General features: G+C 40.0%; 15 protein-coding genes and 2 pseudogenes. 2 read left to right on the forward strand and 15 right to left on the reverse strand.

Annotated elements, in window-relative coordinates; all coding sequences use genetic code 11:
* Positions 1–48 precede the first annotated feature (48 nt).
* From KI363_RS13940 to KI363_RS13965, 7 genes are all read right to left on the reverse strand, one after another.
* Positions 49–1,548, reverse strand: coding sequence for an alkaline phosphatase (locus KI363_RS13940; RefSeq protein WP_158323672.1), 1,500 nt, complete (start codon positions 1,546–1,548; stop codon positions 49–51).
* A gap of 260 nt (positions 1,549–1,808) precedes the next feature.
* A complete protein-coding gene (locus KI363_RS13945; RefSeq protein ID WP_158323671.1) occupies positions 1,809–2,489 on the reverse strand; it encodes a DUF554 domain-containing protein in 681 nt (226 codons plus the stop codon).
* An 82-nt stretch (positions 2,490–2,571) separates the two neighbouring features.
* Positions 2,572–4,023, reverse strand: a complete 1,452-nt coding sequence (locus KI363_RS13950; protein WP_158323670.1) for a sensor histidine kinase — start codon at positions 4,021–4,023, stop codon at positions 2,572–2,574.
* Positions 4,008–4,688 carry a response regulator transcription factor gene (locus KI363_RS13955; RefSeq protein WP_158323669.1) on the reverse strand — a complete coding sequence of 227 codons (681 nt, stop codon included), beginning with the start codon at positions 4,686–4,688 and terminating at the stop codon, positions 4,008–4,010. The genes KI363_RS13950 and KI363_RS13955 overlap by 16 nt, the downstream gene beginning before the upstream one ends.
* Positions 4,689–4,695: 7 nt before the next feature.
* Positions 4,696–5,460: an ABC transporter permease gene (locus tag KI363_RS13960; RefSeq protein ID WP_373306792.1), complete on the reverse strand. Its 765-nt coding sequence runs from the start codon at positions 5,458–5,460 to the stop codon at positions 4,696–4,698.
* Between the two features lie 11 nt (positions 5,461–5,471).
* Positions 5,472–6,299 carry an ABC transporter permease gene (locus KI363_RS22050; protein WP_158323667.1) on the reverse strand — a complete coding sequence of 276 codons (828 nt, stop codon included), beginning with the start codon at positions 6,297–6,299 and terminating at the stop codon, positions 5,472–5,474.
* On the reverse strand, positions 6,296–7,009 hold the full coding sequence (locus tag KI363_RS13965; protein WP_158323666.1) for an ABC transporter ATP-binding protein: 714 nt from the start codon (positions 7,007–7,009) through the stop codon (positions 6,296–6,298). The genes KI363_RS22050 and KI363_RS13965 overlap by 4 nt, the downstream gene beginning before the upstream one ends.
* 285 nt (positions 7,010–7,294) lie before the next feature.
* Here KI363_RS13965 and KI363_RS13970 point away from each other — a divergent pair, with 285 nt between their 5' ends.
* Entirely contained in the window at positions 7,295–7,858 is a 564-nt protein-coding gene (locus KI363_RS13970; RefSeq protein WP_158323858.1) for a Uma2 family endonuclease, read from the forward strand.
* Between the two features lie 168 nt (positions 7,859–8,026).
* Here the strand turns inward: KI363_RS13970 and KI363_RS13975 are convergent, their stop codons facing one another.
* The 8 genes and pseudogenes from KI363_RS13975 to KI363_RS14000 form a co-directional block, all read right to left on the reverse strand.
* On the reverse strand, positions 8,027–8,767 hold the full coding sequence (locus tag KI363_RS13975; RefSeq protein ID WP_158323859.1) for an SDR family NAD(P)-dependent oxidoreductase: 741 nt from the start codon (positions 8,765–8,767) through the stop codon (positions 8,027–8,029).
* Between the two features lie 173 nt (positions 8,768–8,940).
* Entirely contained in the window at positions 8,941–9,420 is a 480-nt protein-coding gene (locus KI363_RS13980; RefSeq protein ID WP_158323860.1) for a GNAT family N-acetyltransferase, read from the reverse strand.
* Positions 9,421–9,554: 134 nt separating this feature from the next.
* A complete protein-coding gene (locus KI363_RS13985) occupies positions 9,555–10,862 on the reverse strand; it encodes an ABC transporter substrate-binding protein (RefSeq protein ID WP_212966695.1) in 1,308 nt (435 codons plus the stop codon).
* 235 nt (positions 10,863–11,097) lie between these two features.
* Positions 11,098–12,972, reverse strand: a complete 1,875-nt coding sequence (shc, locus tag KI363_RS13990) for a squalene--hopene cyclase (protein WP_158323862.1) — start codon at positions 12,970–12,972, stop codon at positions 11,098–11,100.
* Between the two features lie 147 nt (positions 12,973–13,119).
* Positions 13,120–13,354: pseudogene (locus KI363_RS22055) on the reverse strand (DNA-3-methyladenine glycosylase family protein); the annotation flags it as partial.
* Positions 13,339–13,878, reverse strand: coding sequence for a methylated-DNA--[protein]-cysteine S-methyltransferase (locus tag KI363_RS13995; RefSeq protein ID WP_212966696.1), 540 nt, complete (start codon positions 13,876–13,878; stop codon positions 13,339–13,341). The pseudogene KI363_RS22055 and the gene KI363_RS13995, both read right to left, overlap by 16 nt.
* Before the next feature lie 77 nt (positions 13,879–13,955).
* Positions 13,956–14,531, reverse strand: coding sequence for a DEAD/DEAH box helicase (locus KI363_RS22060; protein ID WP_281414136.1), 576 nt, complete (start codon positions 14,529–14,531; stop codon positions 13,956–13,958).
* Positions 14,508–17,219: pseudogene (locus KI363_RS14000) on the reverse strand (SNF2 helicase associated domain-containing protein); the annotation flags it as partial. The pseudogene KI363_RS14000 and the gene KI363_RS22060, both read right to left, overlap by 24 nt.
* A gap of 396 nt (positions 17,220–17,615) precedes the next feature.
* On the opposite strand from KI363_RS14000, the gene KI363_RS14005 reads away from it, so the two are divergent.
* Positions 17,616–18,974 (forward strand): RNA-guided endonuclease TnpB family protein, encoded by a 1,359-nt coding sequence (locus tag KI363_RS14005; RefSeq protein WP_212966697.1) that lies wholly within the window; start codon positions 17,616–17,618, stop codon positions 18,972–18,974.
* Positions 18,975–19,076: the final 102 nt, after the last annotated feature.

Below are 19,076 nucleotides of genomic sequence, written 5' to 3' on the forward strand. Positions count from 1 at the left end.
CATCATCAGATCAAGGTGACACCTTGAAATAAAAGGGACTACTCCCTCTTACTGGATCGTTTTTTTACGAAACCATAGACATCCACCTGTTGCTAAAACGAGAAAACCACCAAATATACCAGCTGGATACTTTGTGGCGGTATCCGCTAATTTTGCCCCTTCACTAGAAGATGCGCCAAGGATTTGAAAGATGTTTTTGGCATTGTCGGTATTGTCTATTTTTCCGGCAAACATTTCAGAGCTCGGCCCATAAGCATAGACAGGTACATCCACGCCTGTGTGACCACCTGTTGTCCAACCTGTGCCAGATCTTTCATCAAAGATGCGTTCAATCGCATTATCTACCTCAGTAAAGAGATCTTCCTTCGAGGCATTGTCTTTGGCTGCTTGTACAGATTTTACTTCTTCTTCCGTTACATCAAAATCGATATTTTCAGCTAATACCGTTCGAATATCTTCCCCATTTTCCACGATCAAACGGGTCATATAATCAGGTGTATGTTTAGCTGCCTTAATGACATCGGCATCCCATTTTCCCACGTCATTTGCACCAATCGATAGGCCTCCAGTAGAATGATCCGCTGTTGCAACGACTAAAGTATGTTGGTCCTTTTTGGCAAATTCAATGGCTTTGTTAAAAGCTTTCTCAAAATCTTCCATTTCACTCATAGCGCCTACAATATCATTATCATGTCCGGCCCAGTCAATTTGACTTCCTTCGATCATAAGGAAAAAGCCATCTTTATTTTTGCTCAACACTTCAATTGCTTTGGTCGTCATCTGCTCCAAAGAAGGTTGTTCTTTCGGACGATCAATCGCTTTTTCCAGACCAATGGGTGCAAATAATCCTAAAATTTGTTCACCGTTAGCCTGTAATAATTCATCTGTTGTTTTGACATATTGAAAGCCAGCTTTTTCGAAATCTTGGGCAAGGTTACGATCCTTTCTCTCAAAGTAATCTGTACCTCCACCCAGCAATACATCTACTTTATGCTCTCCATTCACTAAGTCGTCAAAATAATCATCGGCAATTTCCTGATAATTTTTTCGAGAATGCTCATGTGAAGCGTAGGCAGCCGGTGTGGCGTGATTGATTTCTGAGGTCGCCACTAAACCGGTTGATTTTCCCTTTGCTTTGGCCACTTCGAGGACGGTCTTTGTATCTTTTTGTTCCAGGTCAACCGCAATTGCTCCGTTATAGGTTTTCACTCCTGATGACATCGAGGTAGCTGAAGCCGCGGAATCCGTAATATTTTCTTTTTCATCCTCTTCTTTTCCATCATAATAAGGATCCGCCGAATAGACCGATTGCATGCCTACGAGGTAAGGATCAAACCCTGTGTCCTCCATCTCTACTGTACTTTGATCATCTTTAAAATAGCGATAAGCCGTCGAATAGGCTGGGCCCATTCCATCCCCAATCAAAAAAATGACGTTTTTTACCTCTTTGTCTTTTTCCAGTGTTTCCGCAGAGACAGGAGACGTCCCAAGCATCGCCCCAATCAGCATGGTTGATAATAAAGTCATCGACAAGCCTTTTTTCAACATGTACCCCTCCCGAAATTATTGATTTGCTAGCATCTTAAGCATAAACTTTGAACGTAAATTCCGTATTAAAAGAATATAAATGATTATAAAGATTCTATTAATATCGGTTGAAATGGGAAGAAACGAATACAAATGAAAGGGGTTTAAATAGAAACGTCCCCCATTTGAACAAATGGAGGACTTGCACAGTCTATCGATATTAAAATGTCATTACTCCCGTACCAATTTCCAATCCTGTACAATAGCTTTCGTCATTTTAACTATGAAACAATATGTAATCCGATAAAAAAGAGAAAAGGAACGAGTAAGGAAGGCAGCAAATTAATCGTGTTAAATTTTTTGATCCCGAGAATACTCAAACCAGAGGCTAAAATGAGAACACCGCCGATAATGGAAATTTCCGCTAATAACGCGGTTGTTAAATAGCTTTCCATATAAAGAGCACCCAGATAGAAAAATCCTTGCCACAAAAAGAGAACAATCGCTGCAAAAGCGATTCCGATTCCAAAAGTAGTCGCTAACACGATCGAGGTAATCCCATCTAAAATTCCGTTTGTAAATAAATAGGTATAATTGCCATGTAACGCGGCCTCTACAGGTCCTAATATAGATAAGGAGCCAATACAAAATAAGAGAATCGCTGTAGAAAGTCCTTCAGCCAAATTGGTCTTGGAAAATCGCTGGACAAGTCGTTTAAACTTCGCTTCCAACTCTAACTTCTCTCCAACTAATCCACCGATAGCTAGACTGACAATAAAAAGAACGGGATATTCACTTGCCGGCATATACTTGACGATCGCATGGATCCCTAGAGCCGTAGCAGCGAGTCCCATGGCTTGCATGATAACCTCTTGATACCTTTCCTTTATGCCTTTTTTAAATAAACTGCCTATTGTACTTCCAAGTAAAATCATCACACAGTTAAAAATGGTTCCACCCATAATTTTTTCTCCTTTTGAAAGATGGGTGGGACACCACACCTTCTTTGTTGTACATTTGAAACTTAAAATTGTTTCTACTATATCATAATCTGCCCTCTTGGATGAGCGGAATACTGACCCGTGTATCAGCCCCTCCCTCAGGTCGATTTTGTACCGTGATCAAGCCATGATGTTTTTTCACAATTTCTTGGGCAATGTATAATCCTAAGCCAGAATGGGCGCTTGTCCCAGTTCTCGATTGATCTTCTCGGTAAAATTTCGTAAAGACTTGTTCAATGTTTTGCTTTTGAAAACCTGGGCCATTGTCCTTGATTTCCATGATCAACATTTTCTCATCAATCATGGTGTTCCACTCGATTTTTCCGTTTTCTGGGCAATAGCGGATACTATTGATCATAATATTGTCCAATACTTGCGATATTCGTTGTGGGTCCAAATCGGCCTTTTGCTGAGCTGGGATCGTGACCGACGTGGTCAAAGTAATGTGCTTTTCTTGACAAAGCATTTGAAATTCATTGATTTTCGCGGTAAGAAATTCAGTTACATTCACAGGCTTCACTTCGATCGAAAATGCCGGGTGTTCAATAATGGAAACCGTTTGAAGCTGATCCAATAATTGCACCGCCCGCTCCGTACTTGTAAAAATGGTTTTGACATAACGTTTTGTTCTTTCTTGATTATTGATCCCCTGATCTAATAACCCTTCCGCATGACCATGAATAATTGTCAGCGGCGTTCGCAGATCATGCGCAATCGCGGCCACCATTTCCTTCCGCTCTTCTTCGATTTGCCATTGTCGTAATAGCGACTCCCTCAAGGCAATCCTCATTTCTTCAAAAGCGTCAACTAATTCCTGTAGTTCTTTTACCGTTTTAAACTCGACTAATTGAAAATCCAAATCATGATGTTGGATTTTTCTCGCGCCTTCCACTAAAAATTGGAACGGTGACTCCATTTGCTTGCTCAACTTTTTTCCAATGAGAACGGAAAATAGATAGAAATAAAAAAAGGGAGAAAGAAGGGAAAGTAATGAGATAATCATGATGAATCCTTTTAACTGCGGATTAGAAGATGCTAAGGTTAGCTGATAGCGAAAACCAATCGCCCCGATAAAATCACCGTTTTGACTACGGAGCGGATTAAAGCGAATAATATCATGCTTATCATGCAAATTTGTATTCAAACGCTGCAATAAATCCTGTTCATCCTTTATATATTGCTTGGTTGTTGAACCATATACGAGATTTCCATGGACATCTAATACTTGATAATCCATTCCTTCAAGAGGAACTCGCTTTTCCAATTCCTGCTTTGCTTCCTTCCGCAATAATTGCTCCTTCTCTTGTTCCACATATTCCATAATCACTGGAATTTGCCCCTCATAATAATTAGCTGGATTTATCTTATCAGCGTATTTTATCAGCATCAAAAGGACGATCCCCCACGTTAAAACCGTTGCCAAAATACTTAAGATTAATATTATATAAAAAGATGTAATAACCTGCCTGCGCAGGGGCTTTACGGCTTTTCCCATTTATATCCTACTCCCCACACAGTCGAGATAAAAGTCGCATTTTTGCTATGGTTAGCCAGTTTTGCCCGGATTTTCTTAATATGTTCCGTGACAGTGGATGAATCTCCCTCTGCATCATAGCCCCATATTTTTTCATAAATCTGTTCACGCGAGAAGACCTGCCCGGGATGAAGGGCCAGTAATGTCAACAGCTCGAACTCCCTCGTTGTAAAAGCAATCGGTTCATTTTGATAAAAAACCGTATATCCTTCTAAATCAATTGCAAGATGACCAAAATGTAAATATTTTACAGGTCCGCTTATTTTTCTTTGTTCCTGCCGGAGATGAGCCATAATCCGAACATGTAACTCCTTCATACTAAATGGCTTGACTAAATAATCATCGCCCCCTACTAGCAAACCATTGATTCGATCCTCCTCACTGCCTCTCGCGCTTAAAAATATAATCGGACAAGTAATCGTATGACGAATCTGTTCACATAGTTCAAAACCATTCATTCCTGGCATCATTACATCCAAAATAATGATATCAGGTTCCTGAGCAAGAGCTTGTAAGGCTTCCTCACCATCATAAGCTGTGAGGACATCATACCCTTGATCGGTCAGAGAATCCTTCATAAAGCCAACGATATCTTTTTCATCATCGACAATTAAAACCTTCGTCATCTCGCTTTCATCCTATCCATTGTTTCTTCTGCCATATCTTTACATTCATCATACAACTTATGACCAAGATTAGAAATAAGCTAATATAAAATTCTCCCTGCGGTTCCCCAAGAATTTTGAAAATAGCATCCGAAGTGAGGAAGTATACGAATACATCATGGATATACAGACTTCCAATTAAGGCTGCAATCGTCCCCGCAAACGCCAAAATCGGATTTGGCATCATCATACTAATCAAGCTGGATAAACCCATTACGCCGATCATAATCAAGGTCGCCACTCCATAGAACAACAATGTGTACAGCATGCCATAAAAAGCATTCATCGAACCGGTTTGGTAAAAACTTGTTTCTTCTACATGCGGCATGCTAATGATGCCAAACATCGTGCCGACTAGCCAAGTCACCAGCATGATCGCCACAATGAGACTCACCTGCACAATCCATTTCGCCAACAAAATCCTAACTCTTTTTTGCGGCCGGATCAATACAAGCCTTAAAGCCCCCGATGAATACTCTCCATTAAAACTATCCACGGCAAACATTGGTATAAGAATAAAATGAAGGAATATTCCTAATTCCCGCAAGAGAAAAGGAGCTGTGTTAATCGAATTTAATTGCACAGAATGTTCCGGATCATAAAAACTTAATCCCCCCATAGCGTATAAAAAAAAGCATTCCAACGCTAAAACAAAAGCATATATAATTAAACCAATGATCGTCTTTTTTCGCTTAAATGTACGCTCATATTCACTTATAATGATGTTTTTCATCGAACCACCCTTTATATAAAAATATCCTTTTTTCTCGTCACCAACAGAAGCAAAATCTGAAACAAAACGAAATAACTGATCAGAACAAGCATCATCCAACCTGAGAAACGTGGTGTCTCTGCAAGCACCATTGTGATCCCTTCCCATTGAATCATTGGAATCGATGTGAAAAATATTTTAAAAGTCATTTCATTGCCTACTAAAGGTTGGAATAATTGGATTACATTGGGATAAGCAAAACTAACCAACAAATATCCCATACTAATCCCAAGCGCGGTTGTCATCGTATGAGAAATAACTGAAACGAAAAAGATCACACTACTAATGGCGATCAATGTCAGAAAAGCCAAGCCATAAAACTGTATATTGTATAGGAGTCCTTCCAGTAATGTGACCGGATCCTGATGGTAAAATTGTGGATAAGTATCTGGAGTGGAAAACATCCAAAACCCGATCCCATAGCAAACAAGAAAATAAATCAGTAAATAGAGAAACAAGAAACCTACCAACACAAAAAATTTCGCTAACATAAGTTGTTGAAAAGACTTGGTACGGATGAGCACCATTCTTAACGATCCAGAGCGATATTCTTCCGTAACCGTCATCACTGCAATGATCATCGCCACAAGATTAAAAGCAGTCATTAACATTTCCGAAAGGCCAAGCACAGGAAAATTCCCCGCCACTGTGTATTGAGGTACATCTGGTGTGAATGCTTGATTTTGTTTTTGACAAAAGACAGCTGAAACATAGACGATGACAGGGATTATTGCCAATAACAGCCACGGTACTTTTCGTTTCCACAATCTTTGCCATTCAACCTTAACTAAAGTTTTCATTGGGACATACGCTCCATGAAAAACGTTTCTAAATCTTGTTCATGATCCAATTCCCCTTGCCACACCATTTGCCCCTCACGAATGATGACGATTTGATCACACATTTTTTGAATTTCATCGAGAAGATGACTAGAGATCAGGATCGTCTTACCGTATTGATCTTTCAAGGTCAGGATCAATTCTCGTAATTCCCGCATTCCCATCGGATCAAGCCCATTGGCCGGTTCATCTAAAATAAGTAACTCCGGATCGCCAAGTAGCGATTGCGCAATGCCGAGTCGTTGCTTCATTCCTAAAGAATAGGTGCGAACCTTCTCGTCAGCGCGCCCCTCAAGTCCGACAATCGCTAATACCTCAAGTACCTTTTCATGAATCTCACGTTTGGACAGTCCATGTAACCTTGCCAAATTTTTTAAATTGTCACGACCTGTCATATACGAAAAGAAAATCGGTGACTCGACAATCGCTCCAACATTCTTCAATGCCTGCTCCCGATTTTTCACAACACTCTGTTGTTGAATCCATAAATCGCCTTCGGTTGGCCGAATCAATCCCGTCAGCATCCGAATAAGCGTCGTCTTCCCCGCTCCATTCGGACCAAGCAAACCACAAATCGCTCCTCTCTCAACCTGAAAAGAAACATCTTTCACCAAATACCTTCCTCTGATTCTCTTCGAAACATCCTTGCATTCTAAAACATTCGTTTTCAATATCATCCCTCCATACGGAGAGTATAAAAGACAATTATAAAGAGTTTATAAAGTTATTGATTTTTTGTTTGGATAAGCCAAAAATTCACTCAGTGGGACAATAGAACAAGATGACGGGAAACGTTCATGTTTCGTGTAAAAGGAGGAAAACCTTACTTCTTAAAATAAGATTTTGTACTCAAACAGGATTACAAATTTACAGTTAAGATGATATATCGAAGCAAAGAAGGCTTCACCCCTGTGGTATAATATAATAATAAGTATCTAAATGGAGGAGATTTACCGATGAGTCTTCCCGAAGAAAAAAGAGTAAGTCTTGAAACCTTTTATAAAATGCGCGAAGAGACAAATCATTTGTTAGAGTATGCCGATGGGATTGTTTTTATGTCACCATCCCCCTCGACACGACATCAACAGGTTTCTGGTAGGCTGCAGGCAAAATTGTTTAACTTTCTTGACGGCGGAAAATGCCAAGTGTTTAGTGCTCCTTATGATATTCATCTATATAGAGATGACCTCGATGATTCGAAAATATTCATTCCAGATTTATCGGTTATTTGTGGTGATAAAGGACTGGAAGAAAACAAGTATGTTGGGGTGCCGGAAATGATAGTTGAAATTCTTAGTCCATCCAACCAAAGTCATGATCTTATAACAAAAATGGAAGCCTATATGAAATACGGTGTGAAAGAGTACTGGGTAGTCAATCCAATGCTAAATGCGATTCAAATATATGCTTTAACAGATGAACAAGTGTATCAGCAGGTAGATATTTTGAAAGATAAAGGGATTATAAAATCCACAGTATTAAAAGGGTTTCAGGTTGATTTGGAAGAGATTTTTCGATGATTGTTAAATAACATAACTTTCTGGTTCTGGGTTTTAGGCCTTGTTTCACCAACGCGTACATTAGTTGAGAAAAGTTCCAAACGAAAATGAAATGTAAACACATAATAGGCCATTCCCCCCTCTACACTAAAACATTAACGCAGCGGGTGGGACTGGCCTCAATATTTATTATAATGTTGTTGATCCACCATCCACAACGAATTCTGATCCTGTACAATAACTAGAGTCATCGGAAGCCAAGAATAAAACCATATTCGTTACTTCTTCAGGTTTGGCAATCCGTTTCATGGGGATGGATTTGGCGAATTCTTCGACCATTTCCTTATTGTCCTCTTGGACGATCATCGGTGTTTCAATGGCTCCCGGGTGAACAGAGTTGACACGGATGCCGTATGGCGCAAACTCTAAAGCCGCTGCTTTATTCATTCCTCTAACCGCAAACTTCGATGCACTATACGCAACCGCAGCAACCGATCCTTTCAAACCATTGATAGAGGAGATATTTACAATTGAACCATTTTCTGTTTTACGCATAGATGGAAGCACTGCTTTCATTCCTAGAAATACAGATACTTGGTTAATGTCAATCACTTTTCTGTATTCCTCTTCTGTCATCTGTTCAATCATTTTATGAAAAGCAATACCGGCATTATTCACTAGAATATTTACCGGACCGAATGCCTTTTCCGTTTCAGCTACAACTTGATCCCAATCTTTTGCTTTCGTAACATCCTGCCTAATAAATTTGGCTTTTTCCCCTAATTCTTTCGCTAATGCCTCTCCCTCTTCTACTAGAATATCAGTAAAAACAACTTTTGCTCCTTCTTTTACAAACCTACGTACATGAGAAGCCCCCATCCCACGAGCCCCACCAGTAATAATCGCTATTTTCCCCGCCAGTTTACTCATTTGGATTTATCCCCTTTTTCTATTATTTGTGAAGTATTTCACAATTTAATCTTACTATATTTCACCAATGAAGTAAAGGATAGAAACAAAAATCGGAATCGCCATCTAATCATTCCTTTCGACATTTTTCCCCTTATCTTCTCACAGTTGAAAGTACATTTCTAAACGCTTGATTACAAATCAGAAGGGGGAGGTAATTGTTTATAGACGAACTCACGATACTTGACAAAGTTTTGCTTTTTATAAAATTCTTTGGCGATTTTATTATCAACCCAGTAATCTAGTTCGACGAGGTCAATGGCCTGTGTAGTGGCAAAACGGTAAATTTCTTCCATTAAAAATGTTCCATACCCTTTATTTCTTTCCGATTGAACAATACTAATTTGATGCACATAAATAGACATATATTCTTTGTTAAAAACATTTTCAGGATAGTGCCTCCTTTCGATCCAGGCATACCCTAAAGCTTCTTTGTCCTCTTTTACGAGAAGAAAAATAAAATCTCTATTTTTCATTAGCTGCTTAAACAAATCTTTCACATCTTCGAAGTTGTACTCCCTAAAATACTTCGGGTATAGAGAACAATGCAAATCATGAACAGGTTTATTTAATTTGGCGATTAACTCATAGTCCTTTGTTTGTTCTATGTTCATTCAAACTCCCCCCTCAACTTTCTACCCATAAATGAGTGCTAATTGTTGGTTGTATAAAGTTTACCCACTTAGGTTTTGTAACTGTGGTACACAAAAAACTCCGGCCATCGACCGGAGGGTGCCTCCCTCTGAAACTATTCTTTTGCCTTCATCTCCGCTACAATCGTAGTATACTCTTCTTCCATCTGCCGAAGATATGTGACGACATCCACATCAGACTCAAGGAATTCTCTTGCTTTAGCTGTAATAAAATTATCACCATGGAAGGTCACCTGTGGTCCATATTTAGAATACGGCGGCAATTCTCCCATCTGGTTGATAAATGGGGCCTGAACGTTATACGTGGCTCCGTCTTCTAAGTCCATATGACCAAATAAGGCGAAAACTTCCTCACTGTCATACGTTGGCGCACTTCCAGCGGCGGAGAGGACCTTTTGCCCTTCTTCTGTCGCTAGATGCGAGATAACAGCCCAGGCGGCTTCTTTGTTTTCACTGTGTTTTGTAATGTTAAATGGCATCGCTGGTGTCGTTGGCGCGATACCAGGCATATCCTCCCATACGGGCACGCTGGTCATATCGAAATCCAATCCCTCGACCGGAGCAAGTAGTGGCAACCACGGCGCTGTGCTAATCCACATCGCAATGTTTTGCCCGTTTCCGCCGAAGCCATCCGGGCGAGCCTCGTCCATGTCCATCAGTCCAGGGATGTTGCGGAGTTTGTCAAGCCAATCGAACACGCGCTTTGTGTTCGGGTCCTGCGTGAATAAAACCTCACCTGTTTCAGGGTCGGTGCCGGGGATAGCGAACTGGGTATATGGAATTGCATATGATGGTTCGAGTGCTAGTCCCTTATATTGGACGCCATCGACTTCACGCGTCAGTTTTTTTGCCAACTCTAACGCTTCCTCCCAGGTCATTCCTTCAACCGGGTAGGATTCACCAAGCCGGTCAAAAATGTCTTTGTTATAGTACATAACCATCAGCGTCGATTCGATCGGCAACCCGTATAGATTCCCTTCGCCAAGAGGATCAATGGCGCGCAGGTTGTCGATGATGCCCTCCCGGAATACGCCGAGGTCAAAGCCGCTTTGCTCAACCATATCGTCAATGGGCATGAGCAAGTCGAGATCTTCGATATATTCCAGTGTCGGGATGGTTGGAATAATATCGGGTACTTCGCCACGAGCGAATTGTTCCTGTAAAAACTGGGAGTCATTTGGTGATCCGGAAATAAGCTTCAATGTAATATTGGGGTACACTTCAGCTATTTGCTCCTGATAACGGCGGCTGAACTCCTCTTCGCCGACATTGATCAGCATCGTGACTGTGGCAGGCTCTCCGTCGTATCCCCAAGATGATGTTTCTGCTTCATTCTCGTTGTCCCCTGTTGTTGGCTCTTCCTTATTTAGCTCTTCTTTATTGCAGGCAGCTATTAAGAACATGGAGAAAATCGTAAAAATAAATAGGTAGTAATTCTTCTTAATTCATAACTCCCCCTTCTGCTCTGTCTCTATCTAGTGTTATTTTCAATCTAAGGTATGCCAGATAAATTTAGTTCATTCCAATTATCCACTAAAACAATCAAGATTGGCGTTGTCTATTTCGTCATATGGGTTCATAAACAAAAGATGTGTACGACCACTCTCATTTAAAACAAGCAATGCCTTGCCCCATATTCTAATGAAATTTCTTTTTATAATGGGCAAGCGCGACTAAGGGCCAGATAGAGTCATAGCTATGATAGTGAATATAAAAGGCTCCTGCCATTCCCCTTCCTTTTGGGTAATTTCTTGTCCATGCTGCTTCCTTTTCTTGAACTAGAAATTCTACCCCATTCTTTATTTCCGGTGTGACTTCTGTTGCCGTCGCGATCAGGGCATCGAGTGCCCAGGCTGTATGGGTTCTTGTACTGCTTGGCAACGAAATATAATGATTTTCTTTGTCACTATTACAAGATTCCCCCCAACCCCCATCTGCTAGTTGGATTTTACGCAACCAGCCCATTGCTTTTTGCATCGCGGGATGGTGCGGTGAAATCCCCACAGATCGTAATCCCGTTACAGCTGCCCATGTTCCATAAATATAATAAATCCCCCATCTCGCATCCCATGATCCATCTTCCCTTTGCTGATCAAGCAACCAATCTACCCCTCGCTTAATCATCGGATGGTCTTTGGTTATATTCGTATAATTTCCGAAAAACTCCAATGTCCTTCCTGTTAAATCGGGTGAAGAGGGATCTAATACTAGATCTTCTACACGATCAATCGGAAGCAGGGTCAGAATTTGTTTATCGATATTTCGTTCAAATGCCGGCCAGCCCCCATCGTCATTTTGCATCGACATTACCCATTGCACCCCCCGATTCCATGATGGAAGAAAGTTGGCAGTTTTCCCCACAGATAAGGCCATTGCTCTTAATGCGGCAGTAGAATCATCCACATCTGGATTGATCGTATTCACATCGGAAAATCCCCAACCACCAGGTAAGATGTTCGGATTATGAAGCGCCCAATCGCCAAATCGATGATGTTGCCGCGACAGTATATATTGATTGGCCTTTTCAACGACCGGGGAATGAAAGGGGACTCCTGCCTCTTGTAAGGCATAACTAATTAACGCCGTATTCCACACATTCGCCGTTGTATATTGAACATGGGGATTGTTCCCAATTTTACAGATCATCGACTTGATCCCATTGACTGCATGGAAAATGATGGAATCTCTTTTTCCATGCCCTTCAGCCAACAAGGCAAAAATCATAAAAAAAGTAGCACTGTAATAACTTTCGAGTGTCCCATTTGGTTCGATCCGCTGCAACATATAATCCTTTGTTCGCGTTAAAGCAAGCTGATGGAGCTCCTCAGGCAACCCGAAAAGAGTTTCAATTCCTTGCTCAATCACATCTAAAATAGAGCGCCACTCACGTCTTTCCTCCATTGTAAAGAAGGTATCATCCTCGTTAATAAGCAGATCCGATAGATTGGGCGTTTGTTTCGTTTGTATGGTGAACTTTTTGTTGGCAAGGATTAAAAGAGGAGCGATATTTGATCTCGCAAATACTGAGAAATCAAAGAAGTTGATCGGGAAGGTTTCCGGCAATAGCATAAATTCGATTGGGATTGAAAAATCAGGCCATTTGTATTGACCGGTAATGACTAACATCATTTTTGTAGATAATTGTGTTCGTGAAATTCCCCCCTTCCCGATAATAAATTCTTTGGCAGCTTGCATTTTAGGTTCATGCTCATGTTTATACCCTGAATATAGTAATGCAAAATAAGCTTCCACCGTTACGGATAAATTTCCATCCTTTTCATCTTTATATAGTTTCCACGCCCCATTTGATTGTTGTCTTTCCCTAATCCGGCGCACCAGTCCCTTAATTAGTTTTTCCTCATTCTCAATCTCAAGCATTCTTAGTAAAATAATCGTGTAACAATCCGTCACAATCCCCATTTCAAATGGATAATTCCATGATCCGTCTGCTGTTTGATCTTGATGAAATTGGGCAATAAGACGGTTGATTGCATCGTCCACTTTGTTGATCAATGTTCATAACCCCCATTCCATATGCTCGCTCTTATAAGCATATTCCTTATACAAGGTGAACATTCGTAAGTATTTTTGCATCAAAAGGGTAGGACAAGGAGTTTTTCATCCAGACGTTCTGTTCTGTTTTTCCGAAAAACCAGCATATCACGAATGACTCTGCCACAAATAAAAGGTTTGATACGCTTCCCAGCCTCTCCACAAAACGGCTAGTTCCCTTAACTCCTTTTCCGTTGGCTTCCGAGTCAATCCAAGATTTTCTTTAACGGCATTTTGGAGGCACATCTCCAATAGGAAAGGCTGATGGATCCCTCAGACAGCGCATCATGACATAATTTGCTGTCCATGGCCCGATCCCACGAATAATTAAAAGTTGAATCTCGCATGTCCCGCGACATTATAATGTTCGATCCCTTCTAATTGTAAAAATGTTTCCTTGAATCTTAATCCACCCCGAAAACCGGTTAGGGTATTTTTACCAATGACCCGGTGACACGGAATAATAATCGGGATGGGATTTTTTCCATTTGCTGTCCCGACTGCTCGTGTCGCCTTCGGATTGTCTAGCCTGAGGGCGATATCATAGTAACTGCAAGTAATCCCGAACGGAATTCGGCTTAATTCATTCCAAACTGAAACCTGAAAAGGGGTTCCCCGTAAATCTAAAGACACCTGAAAAATCTTTAACTGTTTCTGAAAATACTGGTGCAATTGATCAGCATAACTACGAAGGAATGAATCACTTTCCACTAAGGTAGGTGCCGAAAAGTGACGGAAAACCCATTGCTCCATTGTTTCAAACGACTCATTCGGTAATGCGACATAGCACAATCCCTTTTTCGAAGCTGCTAGGTATAATTGAATATCATCATGTTCAAATGCTGACCAATAGACGACTTTTTCCATGTTCTCAATCTTCCTTTCAACCAGATGGCTTTTTAGTAAGACCTGTCGGGCCCTGCTACATATCTTCGTGGGTCTACTTAAATGTTCAAGATTTCCCTTATATCTTTTTCCGTAATTTTCGATAGATCTTGTTCATCGGATTCGATCACGGTTTCGATTAATTCCTTTTTACTTTGTTGCAATTCATAGATTTTTTCTTCAATCGTCCCTTGAGTAATCAATCGAATAACTTGAACGACTTTCTTTTGTTCGATGCGATGGGCCCTGCCCGCCGCTTGTTCTTCCACCGCCGGGTTCCACCATAGGTCATATAAAATCACGGTATCGGCTCCGGTTAAATTTAATCCTGTATTTCCTGCTTTCAAGGAAACCAGAAAGATATCCGCTTCCCCTTGATTGAAGCGATCGACTAAGGCAACACGCTCTTTCGGTTCCGTCTGACCATCTAAATAGAAAAGATTCATCCCCGCCTCCATGAACTGGTCACGGATAATTGCAAGCATGCTGGTAAATTGAGAAAAAATCAAAATCCTCTGTCCATTTTCACGCGCATTGGAGACAAGTTCCAATAATTGATCTAGTTTCCCTGATTGCCCCTTGTAATTTTCTAAAAATAATGCCGGGTGACAACATAATTGTCTAAGACGCGTCAATCCAGCGAGAATTTTGATCCGGCTTTTTTGAAATCCATCTTCCAAAAGGGATTCTTCTGTTTCCTTTTTGATTCTCTCTAAATAAGCTAGATACACTTCCTTCTGTGCTTTCGTCAATTCAGAATAATGAGTTGTCTCAATTTTCTCAGGTAACTCTTTTAGAACATCTTTTTTCACTCTTCTTAAAAGGAATGGACGAATCATTTTCGCGACCTTTTTCGGCTCTATTTGTCGGAACGCCGCCTGGTTCGGGAAGAAATTCGGCAAAATGGTTTGGAAAATCGACTACAGCTCATCAATTGAATTTTCAATTGGAGTACCGCTAAGTGCAAAACGGGTATCAGCTTGGATACTTCTTACCGCTTTTGCCGTTTTGGTTGCATAGTTCTTGATCGCTTGTACTTCATCTAAAAACAAAGTGCTAAATGTATGCTGACTATATTCTTCCATATCCTGTCTCAACGTGGGATAAGAGGTAATGAGGACATCGGCTGAACGTACATCATTTAATTTCTCCACTCTTTCTGATCGTGTTCCATGCATCACATCCACCTTTAAGGATGGAGCAAATTTTTTGAATTCATTTTTCCAATTGTATACGAGCGATGCTGGTGCAACAACTAGAGCGGGTTCTAACGCGTCTTTCTCTTCTTTTTCAGATAAAAGATAAGCAATACTTTGTAGAGTTTTCCCTAATCCCATGTCATCTGCCAAAATTCCACCAAGATGATACACGTTCAATGTTTTAAGCCACTGAAATCCATAGGTTTGATAATCTCTTAACTCAGCCAGTAAGTTTGAGGGTTTTGAAAAGTCCAGCTCATCCGGGTTTTTTAAGCGATGAAGTAAGCGTCGAAAGCTTTTTCCATATTGCGCTTTATGTTCCTCGTTATTTTTCAACACTTCATCCAATTGGAATCCTCTATATAAAGGAACTTGGAAAGAATCATCTTTCATTTGCGATGGTTTCAACTGTAGGTCATCCATCATTTTCTGTACTGTCTGAAATTCTTCCCCATCCAATGGAAGGAAAGCCCCTGAAGGTAAGCGATAATATTTTTTCTTCTCGACTGCAAATTGCAAAATATGTTTGATTTCCTTTTGATCAATTCCATCTACATTAAAAGATACATCCAACCAATTACCAGCTGAATCCACATCAAAATTCGTCACTGGAGACGGTCTTTCTGGTAAAATTAGCGTCCTTACCGCATTTGTTAAATAGATCTCCACTTGATTTTCTAGTAAGGGAATCGTTTCATATAAAAAGTCACATATCTCCTCTTCTCCATCCAGATAAAGTAATTTTCCATGGACGGTCAGAGAAGTCGCTTCAAGTAAATCACTGATGGCTTCTTCCTTTTCCGAGTCACGTACAAGGATTGGACCATTGTCTTCATTTTTCATATTTTCATTTTGATAGGGGTTAAAACAAACATCTCCATATTGATATTCCAGGGAAACTTGCAAACGATCTCCCTCTCGGTCGACGTACATTTTAGCTTCAAGCGGGAAATCAACCATTTGACTGGATATCTCCTCCGCAACTTCCAATTTCACGATCTTTTTCATATAAGGAACAACGTGAGATAAAAAAGGTTCTATTTGTTCTTCGTCAATTTGCAAAGCAGCTTGCTTCTGTCCAAAAATAGCATCCACTAATTCTTTAAATAATGTTTGTTGGGCTGGAGACAGAAAATAAAAATGATTATACTCGATCAACAAGCCATATAAACTTGAAAATTCTAATGGATGCGGCACAGATGGTCGAAGCTGAAATCCACTTGATTCCCCTTTCTCTAATTGAAGAGAAATCGGCCATTCATGTTGATGAATGTGAATATCTTTATATACCTGAGATTGAACTTCAAATCGCAACAAGTCACTTCCTGCTATTTTTAACAACAATTCCTCAGCCAACAGAGGTGGAATCGGGATGAAACGTTCCTCGGAACCTTCATAATCGGATACTCCATATATTCGTTGATGCATGCTTTCCATTTGTAGCGCCTTCTGGAGAACCTGAATCACCTCTTGATCCTTGTCTGAAAAAACATGTTCATTAGGATCATAGGTAAAGTTTTTCGTAAATGGATAAGTCTCAAGCATTTCAACATTCTGCAAAAACTCCCTTATATTCTTCACGACATATACTCGTTTAGGACCTGTTTTCATTTGCAAACACAGGATCGGATCACGATTATAATAAGATTGATGGAATCTGAAACTCCATTCAACCTTTAAGACTTGTAATGTTGTTTTACTCCTATTCATTGCGGCTAGCTCATGCTGTTTGAGGTGTGCAACTCCTTGAATAAACTGATCTGTTAACCTCTTTTGAATTTGTGCTTGTACGGACTTTAACTCTTTTTCATCTTGTTTACTTGTTCCTAGAGGACGTCCACCAACTGTTTCGCAAACCTTCAACAATACAGCAGCAACATGCTTACAAGGTTCCCAATAACTGTCAAAAGCTGGACAATCACAGTCAAATTCATATTCATGATCAAACTCTTCGATCGTCACTTTATACTCCCTATTTCCTTTCACGATCGCATGCCAAATGAGGTTATTTGGATCATAATATAAATTTCTTACCCGCCCTTGCTGATAGTATTGTTTGCCATGATTAAAAACCGTTGTTGAAAAAATTTCTTCTACTTCATCAATTGTTAGAAAATCACTCATTATTATCCTCCATAGTTAAATTCGCTAGCACATCCATTCCGATATATTTAAACACTTAAGAGTAGAATAATATCTATCTTCGCAAATTACAGTCCGTTTCCGCATATTTTTTATTATACTATTGAACTCTTTTTTTAAGGAAAATCCCCCATCGTGTCAAAATTAATTCCGAAAGAAGTCTCCCTCGTCAATCGTGTGAAGCGCGTAGCCCAATGATAAGGGGGAGATGTCATTTATGTCTATATTTTGCAACTGTAACTAAATGATAAGTCAATTTATAATAAGCGTGTCTATTCTTATTGTAATCTTTCATAATTCTCCTATCTGTATGTACAACTAAACCTGCATATAGTATAATATAATGTAGAACATACGTTTTAGAAAGGAGGGGTTGGTATGAAGGTAGCTAAAACTTTGAGACACAAAATCATAAACCATTCAGGTATCTTTGATGCGACATTGCAAGTTTATAATCGGGCATTGACTTACATGATCGAAGTGATTGATAAAGAATTTGATGACTTAGAATGCTTTTCTTCAAGTTCAATCGTTGCACCTGTCGAAAAGTTAATTCATACAACTAAAACAAACCCTTCTCCTAAATACACGGAATTTAACCGGGACTTTCATAAATTCCCATCTTACTTTAGACGAAGTGCGATTGCTACTGCCCTTGGTAAAGTTAAAAGTTACCGTTCTAACTATCGGAATTGGGAAAGTGAAAGAGAAATGGCGCTTTCCGAAGGTAAAAGGTTTAAAAAGAATCCCCCTAAACTTCAACTTATACATAACGAGTTTCCTGTTTTATATAAGGGGAATATGTTCGTAAGAACATCCGATACTACTGCTCAAATCAAGGTGTTCCATAACAAAGATTGGGTATGGATGGATATTAAGTTTAAGGGACAAGACCTATATAAGCGTAATGTTTGGGGATGGAAAGAACACAGTCCGAAGCTTGTTAAGGTTGGAAAGAAATACTTTTTAAACATTAGTTATACAAACAAAGTGAAATTAAGCAAAACGGACATAAAGAATCAAAAAGTATGTGCTGTAGACCTGGGGATCTCAAACTCTGCGGTTTGTTCTGTTATGGATGCAAAAGGCACTGTCTTGGCTCGTAAGTTTATTAATCAGACCAAAGAAAAAGACCGATTGTATCACTTAACAAATAAACTACGAAAAGTTCAGCGTGCTTCTGGTTGGGTTGCGGCACCAAACTATTGGCGACAAGTAAACGGACTACAAAAACATATTGTAAACCACACATCTCATGAGATCGTGAAGTTTGCGCAAGAACACCATTGTGATGTAATCGTGTTCGAATACCTCAATAAAATGAGAGTGCCGAAAGGTTTTTGGGGTGCAAAGAAACTTCGTTTCAAACTACGTTATTGGCGAAAAACAGCTATTCAAAACAAAGTAGAAGAAATGGCTCACTATGTTGGGATGCGAATTACTAGAGTAAACCCACGCAATACCAGTGCTTTAGCGTATGATGGTTCTGGCAAAGTAGAGAGAAATGATAAAAAGGACCTTGCAACATTTTCAACGGGAAAGGTTTACCATGCTGACCTATCAGCTAGTTATAACATTGCAGCTCGGTATTTTATTCGAGCTTACGAAAAATCCATGTCTGAAAAGTCATGGTTGTCTCTTCAGGCAAAAGTTCCTGAGTTGATAAAAAGAACATGTCAAACCTTATCTTCATTCATTAGTCTTATTCAGGCGCTAGAGGCACCGAAGGTGTTTTAATTGCTTGGTTTGTACTGTATTTAAGATAAGGGATGCTCCATCAAAATCTTCGATTTAGTTGGAGAGGTTCACCCAGTAATTGAATATGGTCGTCGTGGAATA

The sequence above is a fragment of the Lederbergia ruris genome, from assembly GCF_018332955.1.
GTDB classification, from domain to species: Bacteria; Bacillota; Bacilli; order Bacillales; family Bacillaceae_C; genus Lederbergia; species Lederbergia ruris.